The 12,488-nt window shown below is 36.8% G+C and carries 12 protein-coding genes, 3 tRNA genes and 1 pseudogene; 3 read left to right on the top strand and 13 right to left on the bottom strand.

The genetic code is table 11. From position 1 onward, the window contains the following. Positions 1-162: 162 nt before the first annotated feature. The 5 genes from OSO01_RS03690 to OSO01_RS03670 form a co-directional block, all read right to left on the bottom strand. Complete coding sequence (locus OSO01_RS03690; protein WP_147208839.1) at positions 163-600, bottom strand: VOC family protein; 438 nt, start codon at positions 598-600, stop codon at positions 163-165. 32 nt (positions 601-632) lie between these two features. Then, on the bottom strand, positions 633-875 hold the full coding sequence (locus OSO01_RS03685) for a Uma2 family endonuclease (protein WP_246145025.1): 243 nt from the start codon (positions 873-875) through the stop codon (positions 633-635). 150 nt (positions 876-1,025) lie between these two features. Continuing rightward, entirely contained in the window at positions 1,026-2,270 is a 1,245-nt protein-coding gene (locus OSO01_RS03680; protein ID WP_246145023.1) for an MFS transporter, read from the bottom strand. 254 nt (positions 2,271-2,524) lie between these two features. Continuing rightward, complete coding sequence (locus OSO01_RS03675) at positions 2,525-2,893, bottom strand: hypothetical protein (RefSeq protein WP_147208837.1); 369 nt, start codon at positions 2,891-2,893, stop codon at positions 2,525-2,527. Positions 2,894-3,004: 111 nt separating this feature from the next. After that, the gene (locus OSO01_RS03670) at positions 3,005-3,916 is read right to left on the bottom strand and encodes a PhzF family isomerase (protein WP_147208835.1); all 912 of its coding nucleotides are present in this window, start codon (positions 3,914-3,916) and stop codon (positions 3,005-3,007) included. 442 nt (positions 3,917-4,358) lie between these two features. Between OSO01_RS03670 and OSO01_RS03660 the strand changes: the two genes are divergently transcribed. Continuing rightward, on the top strand, positions 4,359-5,762 hold the full coding sequence (locus OSO01_RS03660; RefSeq protein WP_147208831.1) for an MFS transporter: 1,404 nt from the start codon (positions 4,359-4,361) through the stop codon (positions 5,760-5,762). Positions 5,763-5,861: 99 nt separating this feature from the next. Here OSO01_RS03660 and OSO01_RS03655 read toward each other — a convergent pair whose 3' ends face one another. The 3 genes and pseudogenes from OSO01_RS03655 to OSO01_RS03645 form a co-directional block, all read right to left on the bottom strand. After that, entirely contained in the window at positions 5,862-6,134 is a 273-nt protein-coding gene (locus OSO01_RS03655) for a CD3324 family protein (RefSeq protein WP_147208830.1), read from the bottom strand. A 370-nt stretch (positions 6,135-6,504) separates the two neighbouring features. Next, positions 6,505-7,155: a Vat family streptogramin A O-acetyltransferase gene (locus OSO01_RS03650; RefSeq protein WP_147208828.1), complete on the bottom strand. Its 651-nt coding sequence runs from the start codon at positions 7,153-7,155 to the stop codon at positions 6,505-6,507. 15 nt (positions 7,156-7,170) lie between these two features. After that, positions 7,171-8,063 (bottom strand): annotated as a pseudogene (locus tag OSO01_RS03645) (Vgb family protein). A 632-nt stretch (positions 8,064-8,695) separates the two neighbouring features. Here OSO01_RS03645 and OSO01_RS03640 point away from each other — a divergent pair. Both OSO01_RS03640 and OSO01_RS03635 read left to right on the top strand, forming a co-directional pair. Further along, positions 8,696-9,583 (top strand): nucleoside hydrolase, encoded by an 888-nt coding sequence (locus OSO01_RS03640; protein ID WP_147208826.1) that lies wholly within the window; start codon positions 8,696-8,698, stop codon positions 9,581-9,583. Next, complete coding sequence (locus OSO01_RS03635) at positions 9,580-10,515, top strand: aminoglycoside phosphotransferase family protein (RefSeq protein ID WP_147208824.1); 936 nt, start codon at positions 9,580-9,582, stop codon at positions 10,513-10,515. The genes OSO01_RS03640 and OSO01_RS03635 overlap by 4 nt, the downstream gene beginning before the upstream one ends. Before the next feature lie 193 nt (positions 10,516-10,708). On the opposite strand, the gene OSO01_RS03630 is transcribed toward OSO01_RS03635, so the two are convergent. From OSO01_RS03630 to OSO01_RS03610, 5 genes are all read right to left on the bottom strand, one after another. Then, positions 10,709-11,299, bottom strand: coding sequence for a helix-hairpin-helix domain-containing protein (locus OSO01_RS03630; protein WP_147208823.1), 591 nt, complete (start codon positions 11,297-11,299; stop codon positions 10,709-10,711). 228 nt (positions 11,300-11,527) lie between these two features. Next, positions 11,528-11,761, bottom strand: coding sequence for a hypothetical protein (locus tag OSO01_RS03625; RefSeq protein ID WP_147208821.1), 234 nt, complete (start codon positions 11,759-11,761; stop codon positions 11,528-11,530). Between the two features lie 388 nt (positions 11,762-12,149). Continuing rightward, a tRNA-Ile gene (locus OSO01_RS03620) sits at positions 12,150-12,223 on the bottom strand. A gap of 10 nt (positions 12,224-12,233) precedes the next feature. Continuing rightward, positions 12,234-12,307 (bottom strand) — tRNA-Gly (locus OSO01_RS03615). Between the two features lie 10 nt (positions 12,308-12,317). Next, a tRNA-Phe gene (locus OSO01_RS03610) sits at positions 12,318-12,393 on the bottom strand. Positions 12,394-12,488: the final 95 nt, after the last annotated feature.

The following is a 12,488-nucleotide window of genomic DNA, read 5'->3' as shown; positions in this document are numbered from 1 at the left end:
AATGAAGGTAGAAATCCATATTTGTGGATTTTGCAACTATGAAAATTCATTCACTTTACTCCTAAAAAGAAGCAGGATATATTCGTGAAAAAGGCTTTTCCTTATTTCCAGAAATATATCCTGCTCAGCTGGTCACCTGTTGTTCTACTATCTTTCATTATTTTATCCAATTTTCTCCGCCAATTCTAATATAATTCCCTCCGGCCCGCGAATGTAGCATAATTTATAAACATTTTCATAGTTTTGTATCTCACCAAAGATCTCTGCGCCTGCCTTTTCCAATTTGGCAACAATAGCTTCTATATTCTCAACAGCAAAAGCAATATGCCTGAGTCCCAGTGTATTTGGCAGTGGATGCTGAACATCATTTTCGTCTAATGGTGAATGGAATTTAACCAGTTCTATCTTTGCTTCCCCACCGGGTGCCTCTAACATAGCTACCGTTTCTTTCACATCAGGAAGCCCAATAATCTGTTCCACCCATTCTCCTTCCACTTCCGCCTCCCCAAGCTCTCTAAGTCCAAGCTCAAGAAAAAAGGCTTTAGCAGCAGGAAGATCATTTACAATGATACCTATATGATCTATTCGTTGAACCTTCATATATTTTCCTCCTATTTTTTCTCTAAAGCTTATCACATAAAAATATCTGGTGATCCGTTACACCTCTTGTCATCCAGTTTTTCTTGATCACATACAATAGATAAATCAGGTTGAACAACATTATTTATATCATTTTCTTGCTTATTATCCACTAATAACCGCACATCAAAAGGAGCAAAAAATACTTCACATTCCTTTTCTCTTAAGAAAACAAAAAAAGCAGTAGATAGCTCTCTGAGAACCTGCTGACGCCTGCGTGAATGGGCAGGTGACATATTGAAATATCGCCATCAATTAATTCAAGTCTTCCCCCTTCATCCCAGGTCAGATAATCAGCATACGAATATTTTTTTTATTTGGAATGGGCATTATAATCATTCCTTTCCACGAATACTTTACAAATATCATATCATAAATCGAAAATATTACTCATCATCTTCTTTAAACTGAGCTTTCCGCATTGATGATAGCGCGAACCATAGCCCACATAATATAAGTCCAACAATCGAAATCCACAAAGCCTGTCGAAAACCTATCCCGTCAGCAATTGCACCACCTAATGGTGCACCAATTACCACCATACTACGATTGATCGATCTTAAAGTGGCATTCATACGGCCTTGTAAGTGCAAAGGAGTAACAGATTGGCGATATCCCATTTCAAGCGGTCCTTCAATTCCCATAGCAAAACCATAAAAAAGCTGACCTAAGATCACAAATATAAGTGCAATAATCTGCGTATCAGAGTCATTCGCTGCCGGGGAAAGTACCATCAGAATCACTGCCGGCCCATAAAGAATCCGGGAAAAAGCCATAGACTTTCCAACACCGAAGCGCATGCCAGCTCGATTGGATAAGGAGGTACCAATTACAGCACCAACTCCTCCTGCTGCAAGTAAAAATCCAAGAAGGGATTCCTTAAAACCCAGTTCGATTAAAATAAATGTCACGAATATGGTAATCATCATGCTATGAAATAAGAACCAAGCATGCGTATTTAAAGCAAGCGTTCGAAGGTATTGGTGCCGGTACATCCATTGCAGACCTTCTTTAATTTGTTTGCCAATTCGGCCATCCGTTGCAGACTTTTCTAAAGGCTTATGCTTTATTGTTGCCATTAGAACTCCTGAAAATAAATACGAAACAGCGTTTACTAGAATAGTAAACGGAGCACCAATCCAAGAGACGAGTCCACCGGCAATTGCTGGCCCGCTCGTTTCGGCAACAGCTGAAACTTGCTCCAGCCGTGCATTAGCCCGTATTAGCAAGGGACGAGGAACTAATTGTGGCACAAAGGACTGGTACGCAGCATCATTAAATAGCGACATGACACCAAATAGAATCAGCATGATCATTAACCAGCCAATATTGATTACCTCCGTGACTGCCAGCAGGCAAATCATAACCAGCAGCATGCCACGCCCAATATTAGTGACTACCAGCACAGTCTTTCGATGGAAACGGTCAATCAAAACCCCTGCCAGTAATCCAAGTAGTATATAAGGAATCCACCTGGATGCTGATACCCAGCCAACATCTACAGCGCTTCCTCCCATATTAACCACTACCAATACCTGAAGAGCCAGAGTCAAAATAAACATACCAAAGGTCGAACTGGCCGAAGCTACCCAAAAACGAACAAAGCTTTTATGTTCTCTGAGTTTCATCATAAGAGGCTTCTCCTTTCAAGCTGGGAAACATTTTGAATTCTCGGCCATAAATAACCGTCTACCTTACTTCCAGATGCTCTTCCTTCTTTAACCAACATATCAATTTTAGATATTTTTTCATCCCCCTTTAGGTAAAATCATAACCAAAGAGGCAAAACAGTGCAATTTTATTATAAAAATCAAAAAATTAAGCTTATAACACCCGATTCAATCAGCTCAATTGCGGCCGCATAAACTTACATACCTGGATTATTTTAATTCTGTTTTCGTAAATTGACTCTAAGGATTGTTCCACAAGGATCCGAAATCCAATAACCATCTGATTTCTCGTATAATTCCACTTCATCTCTTCTATCAACATGATTCTCCTGTAAGTACTCTGCTGCGTGCTTAACATCGTCTGTCTGAAGCTCTAGCCATACATCCTGTTGAGAATAATTATCCATACAATCCAGCCACAATGTAGCTTCGCCTAACTGAAAGGCATGTGAATCCGACATGAAACCCAAGTACGGCAGTTTTATTACCTCCTTATAAAAATGCACTGTCTCGTTGTATTTAAATTTAGGAATTTTTAAAGCTATGTTATTTCCACCACCAAATTCTCCTTTTGTCATTTTCATACAGGATACCTCCGTTATTTTTCTTTACTATACCATTTGCTGGTTCTCTCCACTTCTTTTGGATTGCTCCTCTACACAATAATATATTGTGCATATGAATTGGCTGCAGAACTAATTTCCAATCGTGATTTCTGCTTGAAAAACGATAACTGCATAACCTCCAATTTGAACTTGTACCGGTTTTTGATTATTACAATGAACGGTAACATCCACTATCCCTGTACGTTTTATTGCTTCACCTTGTACTCCTGAGAAATGAAACATTCTCCCTTTTAATGGCATCAACTGATGTTGAACTAGATAAGCACCCGCAGGACCATGGGCATTTCCGGTAACAGGATCTTCATTTATTCCGATAGCCGGTGCAAACATTCTTCCGTAAGTTAATATATTGGTATCTTTTGAATCAAGTGTAAAAACAAAGTATCCATTACACTGGATATGTTTACTAAGCTTAACAAGCAAATTCATATTAGGAGATAATTGATTAAGCTTATCTCTTGATTTAATACCAATCAGTACTTTCGAGTGTCCAGTCGAAACGATTTGAATCGGACACTGATTATGAAGTGCATCCGGTGTAAGATCAAAGGCAGAAAGCAGTCGTTCTTTATCAGTTCCTTTAATGATCGGTCCAAATTCAATTTTCTCTTGCGTTATAACGATTTGATAATCATTATTTTTTTCTGTAATCTCTATAGGTAATATTCCGGCTTCCGTTTTAATTTTGATTCTTGAAAAATCAGTCATATTATTGTGATGCGCCCATACATAGAGAGCAGCTATGGTGGCATGTCCACAAACAGGAACTTCGGTAGTTGGCGTAAAATACCGTACCCTAAAATCATGATTAGATGATTCTGGAGGAAAAATAAAAGCCGTCTCCGAACAATTAATTTCCCGGGCGATATTTTGCATTTGATTAACATCTAAACCTTCTGCGTCCAGAACTACTCCAGCAGGGTTTCCCTGAAACTTTTCTTGCGTAAAAACATCTACTTGATAAATTTGATATCTTTTCACAATAACCTCCTATAAGGCGATAAATCATTATTTAATTACTTTGATTTTACATTTATTTATGGATAAGATTCATCCAATTTAGAATTGGTCTTAACCCATTTTGGTTAAAAAGATAAAAATTCCTTTTTCCCTCCTTGGCTAAAAAAATTATTTCATTTTTTCTCAGTTCTTTGAGATGATAAGACAATTTAGTATTTGAAATTTGGACCTCCTCTGCTTGTAAAATATTCAATATATCCTCTGGACAAAACCCATCTTTTGATTCGAGTGTATCCGGTAAAAAAACTCTCCTTTCCTGATCAAATCGCAACATCTCAATTATTCGAACACGTATTGGATCCTGAAGTACTTTAAAGACGTCTGTTACTTTAATATTATTCATAGCTTTATTATAATCTTTTTCTTTTGACATTTCAAATATATTTGAAATGAGTTGATTTCTATGAAATATTCACAGCAAAAGCTGATTAGTTTAGTAAGTATTTGTATTGGCACTTTTTTAATTATCTTGGATACAAACATTGTAAACATTCTTATTCCTGAATTACGAAGAGAAATGGATTTAACAATCTCCCAAACATCATGGATCATCAATAGCTATGTTCTGGCATTCGCTTCGTTGATATTATTATTCGCCAGAATCAGTAAGCGAATAGGTGCAAAAAATGCATTTATTTTTGGAATTACTATTTTTATGATTGGCTCCATATTATGTGGTTTATCAGATGTCTATGTAGAGCTAGTCATTGCTCGTATTATTCAAGGAATTGGTGCTGCTTTGTTCGCACCTATCGCAACAAAGCTTTTATCATCTACCGTAACAGAGCCTAAAAAACGAGCTATTGCTTTTGGCGTATGGTCAGGTACTTCAGGTATGGCATTCGCATTTTCACCAATGGTCGGCGGATTTTTAAATGAGCTGTGGGGATGGCAGAGTGTCTTTTTAATCAATATTCCTTTTTCTTTGATCGTTATTTTAACCGCATCTATAGCTATCAAAGACGTAAAAAAGGAACAAACATCGCTATTTATGAAGGAACAGATAATGATTGTTCTGTTGATGTTGACATTTGTATATATTACTCATGAATACAAAAGAATGTATGAGACCCCGTTTTTATTGATAGCAGGAATTCTTTTGCTGCTGATTTTGGGAAGTATTTATAGCAGGAAGTTTCAACAAAACCTTACGCATGTTATACAACGACAAATGTTTTCAAGGCTAAACATTTCCAGTTTATTAAATGGATTCACATACAATTTTTCGATATATGGGATAATGTATTTTCTGTCTATTTATTTCCAAGATAACCTATATCTATCTTCACTGGAGACAGGTATTAAATTTCTGCCCTTAACCGTATCAGCCATGTTGATATCCTCATTTTTATCACTAATATTAGTTAACAGGATTGGGCAAACATTTACACAACAGCTGTGTTTATTTGCAATTATTTGCGGCAGTTCCATATTGTGCATTTATTTTGGAATTTCGGGTGTGCCCAGTTTCATTTTAATTAGTTTCATTCTTTTAGGTTTCTCCGGGGCAATAGCACCGGTACTAATGAATACAGCATTTTTGACGACGAGCAAAATGTACCACAATGAAATTTCTTCTTTGGTTAATCTACTTCGTCAAATGGGCAGTATTATCGGGATTATGATTGTTTCTATCATGTTACATTTTTTCGAATCTAAAATAGCTATCTTGTATTTCCTGCTGTTGACAATGTTATCCTCGTCTATAGCTTATCTGTACTTAGTCTGGGCACATAAAATGGAGGAAAGATCATTCAAATGCAATGATAAAATAACTGGCTCCCATACTAATAAGGGCGAGGGGTGAACTGTATAACAGCTTTTATACTTCATCTATATATAAAATAATTTATAATCAAGTATGCACAAAAAAGACCTGAGGATGATTTTCTCCTCAAGCCCTTTGTTATTTTGTATTTTTTGAGTAAACAATTTTTTTAATACTATCATAGGAAAGACAAAAAGTTTCTGAGAGTTTATCAATAGATATTCCAGCACTGAATTTCCTGCTAATTTCAGCGTTTCTTTGATCCAGATATTCTCTGGCCCCTGTTTTTTCTCCCCATTTTTTTCTTTTCTCCGGCAGTTTCGGAATATAAATTAACTCGCCTTGTACATATTTCTGTATTTCTTTAAGTAACTCTTCCGGGAAAACATAATCAGCTTTTATATATTTCATTCTAACTCCGCCCCTTAAAAATGTAATTAATTTTAAGGCAGCAAAGTCTATACTATAAACTGTTCCTATCAGGCCCGTTAGAATGAAAAAGAGCGGTTATTATTTTACTCCACACAAAGCACCGCTATTGTTCATAATATAGACTTTGCTTGGAGTTTAACAAGTACCATCCCAATCATTGGAACTCTCGAATTCACTGGAATCACCTCCTTTTTTCACTTACCATATATAATTGTTTAACTTTAAAAAACCGCTTTAGATACTTTTAACATGGTATTGAAAACAGAATTGTTTCCAAAGCCGTTAGAGGGTTGATCTCTCCTGTAAATCATATACATCTTTCGGAATTATAAAATGAACATAAATTTATTTAATAACCGCCCTTAGAAACCTTCCTAAGCACTTCCATATCTAAACCAAGAATAGCATCCATATGATTGTTAATAACCTGAATATCTAAATCCCACCACCTTATCTGTAACAACTCTTTTATTTTAGATTCAGAAAATCTTTTTTTGATTTGATTAGCAGAATTTCCTCCCACAATGGTATATGGTTCAACATCTTTTGCTACGATTGAGCCGGCTCCAATAATCGCTCCATCCCCTATGGTTACACCAGGCATAATCATAGCATCCATACCGATCCAGACATCATTACCAATAATTGTATCTCCCTTTAGAGGCAGCATATCCAGCGAGGGTGTATGCTTTTCCCAGCCATTTCCGAATATATTAAAAGGGTAAGTAGAACCATCCATGCGATGATTCGCTCCATTCATGATAAAAGTAACTCCAGGCCCTATCGAAGAAAACTTTCCGATAATCAATCTATCCCCTATTAATTCATAAAGATATAAAACTTGATCTTCAAAAGACTCTCCATTCTTACTTTCATAATACGTGTATTCACCAGCTTCGATATTCTTTTTTGTCAGCAATGGTTTGATAAACTGAACATTTTTATTTCCAGCTATCGGATATATTTGATTTGGATCCGGCCCTTTTATTATTTCTGTCATATATTCACGCCCTTTTTATGAATTTTTTCTAATACAGCCTATTTTATTACACTCTAACGCAAACCATATCTCTCCATCTTCATTGCATGTGATGCCATGAGGTTCTGAGGTTGATGTTGGAATGTCATATTCATTTATCTTTCCATTTGTAAGCGAAATCTGACCAATTTTATTTGTCCCCACTCCGTAAACCATATATCATTATTTGTTCCTGGAGCAATCGTATGCGGACGTGCATTTGAAGCTGGTATATCAAATTCTGTAATTTTCCCATCTGTCGTGATTCGCCCTATTTTATTTCCAATGATTTCGACAAACCAGACAGCATCATCTGAACCAGTAGTAATACCGAACGGGCCTGATGATGCTGTTGGTATAGGATACTCTGTTAGCTCCCCTGCATCTGTAATCCTTCCAATGACATTATTTTAATTTTCAGTGAACCAAAGTGCGTTGTCTGAACCCAAAGTAATGAAAGCAGGATAGGATTCCTTATTGGGCAAATCATATTCATGAATCATACCATCAGCGTTCAGCTTTCCTATACGGGCTCCCTTCATTTGCGTAAACCATATATCACCATTTAGTCCCTCTGCTATTCCATACGGTTCTGAATCAGGATACGGCAATAAGTATTCTGTAAAATTACCTGCTGTTGTCAGTTTCCCTATTTTATTGGCAGCATTTTCTGTAAACCAGATATCACCGCTGGATGAGACAGTTAAGCACATCAGCTTTGCGTTTGGAGTGGGTACTTCATACTCTTTTATTTCCCCATTCTTATTGATGCAGCTTATTTGGTTTGCTTTATATTGGGTAAACCAAATATTTCCGTCTTTTGCTGCAGCAATACCATAAGGACCGGAATCAGCTTTAGCGATTGTAAATTCTGTTATATTCATTTTCATCCTATTCCTCCATTTAACCATTAGATTTTTTAACGAGCTTCTTAAACGTATTATCCAGCTATTATAGAGATAGACATATTAAAAACCCCCAATTCATATTCTGAACAGGAGGTAATCATAAATAACAAAAAGAAAATACCTTTTGATTATTATGAAGTACATGATGAATCCTATTCGGAAAATGCAATGTTATAAATGTCAGGTTTCTGAATAGGAGGATGATGTACCAATATTTTTCTGTTTCGTATTATTGGAGTAAAAAAGCACAGACTTATCCTATCCAGAAAACGTTTCGTGACCTATAACGAATGTTTTTCTTATAAATAGGATTAATAAATCATGTACTCTTTTCACCCTTTCAACGTTTATCTGCTTTAAGTTTAAACATAGTGGTTTATAAAAATCAAGCTATTATTACATCTGTTAGCAAATAATATAAGTTTTCATATAAAAATACCTCCACCAACTGAACGTTTATGAATTTTGTATCCCAAAGAATGCCTAAAATTAACCTCACTGGCTCTAAACATCATTTGTTACGTATGATACAATCATGAAAAAGGAGGTGCAGCATGGGGATTTGCAAAGAACTCTTGTATTAAGAATTTCTATTATTACAGGAGGTATTTATTATGAAAAAAATATTACTTGATACAGATATTGGCGGCGATATTGACGATGCAGTGTGCCTGGCATACTTATTAAATGAACCTCAATGCAGTTTAATGGGGATTACAACCGTATGCGGTGAACCAGAAAAAAGAGCCGCTGTTGCTGATGCGATCTGCAAAGCAGCTGGCCGGGAAATCTCAATTGTTGCAGGCCTGGATACAACACTGCAACCTGTACCGGTATATCCAACGCCGGACGGTGCTTCGGCATTATCTAATTGGAAGCATAATACCTATAAAAAAGCGGATGCTCCAGCGTTCATGTATCAACAGATTAAAGACCATCCACATGACATTACTCTAATCGGTATTGGCAATATGACGAATATTGCTGCTCTATTTCGTGACTATCCGGACGCTCCCGGTCTATTAAAAGGTCTATATGTGATGAATGGATATTTTGCAAAAGAACCATTGCCTGAGCCTTGGTATAATTGGAACTCCTGGGCAGATCCACTGGCATCAAAAATCGTGTTTGCTTCCAACGTAAAAGCCCATAAAGCTATTCCACTTGAGGTTACGGGGAGGCTTACTATTGAAGCAGCACGGGCAAATGAATTGTTTCACACAAATTCAAGTTTAACCAAAGCAGTTCTCGACTTTGGGAATGCCTGGTTAGAAAGCTCCAATCAATTAACGTTACATGATCCTTTAGTGGCCGTTTCCATTTTCCACCCGGAAATATGCCAATTTGAAAAAGGCTTTGTCGCCGTTGAAACAAATGAGGAATCATCGATGGGTTCCACATTCTTTACAACAAATAAAAATGGAAATGTAGACATTGCAAGAACGGTAGATAAAGAAGCTTTCTACCACATCTTATTATCTACATTAAATAAAGTTATATGAAGTATGAAAGAGAAATTCCACCACTTGTAATCAGCAGAGCCACTGCCAATGGTGAAGCCGGGAAAAAATGGCTGGAGAAACTGAACGATGTTATTTTAGAACTTGAAAACCAATGGAAAATTAAAGTTGGACAAACCTTATTTGGCGGTTCAACTGCTTTTGTAGCAAATGCAGTAAACGGGCAAGGAAACGAGTATGTAATAAAAATGGAAATGCCTGATAGTGTCGGGCAAGTTGATTTTTCTAATGCGATAAAAGCTTTAGAGCTGGCAAACGGCAATGGATATGTAAAATTATTTGCCTATGATTACGATAAAAAGGCTTCTTTATTAGGACGCCTCGGGAAACCTTTAAAAGAGACTGGCAAACCAGTTCTTGAGCAGATTAACATTATTTGCTCAACCTTACAAAAAACATGGACTGTTCCTTTCCAGCATTCCACATTGCAAAGCAACAAAGAGGTTTTTTCTTGGTTTAGCGGGTTTATTGAAAGCACCTGGAAATCGTTAAATTACCCATGCTCAGAGGGGACGATTGCATTTGCCTATCGTTTTCTCCACTCAAGACATAAGGAAGAGAATCCGAAAAATCATGTACTCGTTCACGGGGATGCCCATAACACGAATATTTTACAAGATACATCCAAAGAAAACCAGTTTAAATTGATTGATCCAGATGGCATAATCTACGAAAAAGCTTATGATTTAGGTGTTTTGATGAGAGAATGGACTGAAGAATACAAGCACCATCCTGTAGAAAAAGGTATGGAACGGTGTGCCCATTTGAGTATGCTAACAGGTGTGGACAAACAAGCCATTTGGGAATGGGGCTTCCTTCAGTGTGTCTCCACTGGATTATTATTGCTGGCAATTGACAATAAATCCGGTAAAGATTTGTTAGCAGTTGCAGAGGCTTGGTCAGATAAAAGGTAGCTGTTTATTCTTTTAGATTACTATTACAAATTAGGGCAAGAGTCTATCTTAAAAAACTTTAGATGCTCTTTGTCAATTAAACGATACAAATAACTTTTTAATAGTCAAGAAAACCGGATTTTTATACGAAACACCGGTTTTCTTGACTTCCACACAAATTAATCCAAAAAGCATTGTCGATCATGAAACCGAATTAATATTGGCCCGCAAAATAAGTTGTAATCATTTTAATCTTAGCGTCTTTTTTATTGCTGGCAAACCCAAAAAAATCTGCAATATAAATCTGTCTGCCATCATTTAACGTCATGGTTGTATGTGAAGCTCCTTCTTTACCATGGGTAAGATTCATAGCTATTTCCACGCTGCTGACAGGGTAATCTGTTTCAGATACTTTTTGAGAAAAGTTCAGAAATCCATGAATCTCCTCCCTATTAATCACACACCATATAACGTCCTCCGTTAAGACATCTTTTAATATTTCTTCCTTGCCGGCGGCACGCCCTATAATAAAATCACGAATAATTCTTCTTTTGGGGGCATTGTCACATTTTAAATCACCAAGAACTGCAAAGTCAGGAGTGAATGAGAGCTGATTACTCTCCGCAAACTTTAATCCTTTTTCTGTTAGTGTATCCCTTAATATGCTGACTGCTTTTGGTCCGACACCATGAATTTTAAGCAGTGTTGTTTCATCAAGCCTAGCAGCATCTTCAAGTGTTTTAATATTTATATGATGAAGGGCATTCATTGCAGGCTTACCGATTTTAGGAAGTGGACTACTCATGGGTAACTAAACTCCTTCCGGGAAATAAATATATTATTCCAGTTTAACATTTATTTTGGTCTTCCGTTACTATTGAAAGGGGCACGATAAACTTATCTGTCACATTTTTGAATGCCGAACTAAAAGATGTTTCTTCTAATGGCTACTTGATCATCCCATCTAGCTGCAATGCAGTTTTAACAGCACAAATAAGCTCATTTTTCAACATTAGCTCTATTATTATTTTCATTAACTCTTAACATCAATAAAACGCAGCATTCCTTTTCCAACAGATATCACATCATCCTGATTAAAAATAATACAGGCTTTTCCTCCAGCATGCTTATCAGAATCAAACTCACCAAGAACTGTTACGTAACCCTTTTCAAAAAAATAAATAAGATGTTTGTCATTTTCCTCTGATTCAAAGGCTGCTAAATCATTATGTAAATACGCTCTCATTGGTTTGTCGTATAATTGCATGTATATTTCTCCCTTTAAAGATAGTTTGAAAAACCAATTATAGCATCCTCATAATTTAGTTTGAAGCTGAGGGCTAATTTTATTTTGAAATAAATTTTGATTGAATGTGCTATATACGGCAAAAAGGATTTTGAAGAGAAAAATGGAGCAAACAAAGAGGGGAAGTTATAAATATGTATGCGAAAAAAACTCTCTCACAACTTGTCTTCTTTACGGGAGTAGCTTCCAGTCATCGAGTATTTTTCCTAAAAAAAGACCTCATAGAGAGGGTTTAAATCATTGGCCCGCAGCTTAGAAGGCTGTTGGGCATGAGTTAAGGTCATCATGATAGTTCTTATATTAACATACGAATGTATGAGATTTGCATCATAAATATATGTATAAGTAATGGGCCTGAGTGGACTCGAACCACCGACCTCACGCTTATCAGGCGTGCGCTCTAACCAGCTGAGCTACAGGCCCACTTTAATAATGGAGCGGGTGAAGGGAATCGAACCCTCATCATCAGCTTGGAAGGCTGAGGTTTTACCACTAAACTACACCCGCATATTTAAGATGGTGGCTCGGGACGGAATCGAACCGCCGACACAAGGATTTTCAGTCCTCTGCTCTACCGACTGAGCTACCAAGCCAATTAACTATTATGTATGGAAGAATTAAAGGGATTCAAACCTGTGACTCTCCAATTACAAGTCAGCGGTTCTATCAGTTGATCCAAGATGGTATA

Origin of the sequence: Oceanobacillus sojae, assembly GCF_007991515.1 — a bacterium.
GTDB lineage: Bacteria > Bacillota > Bacilli > Bacillales > Amphibacillaceae > Oceanobacillus > Oceanobacillus sojae.
This window is presented reverse-complemented; position numbering and strand designations above follow the sequence as displayed.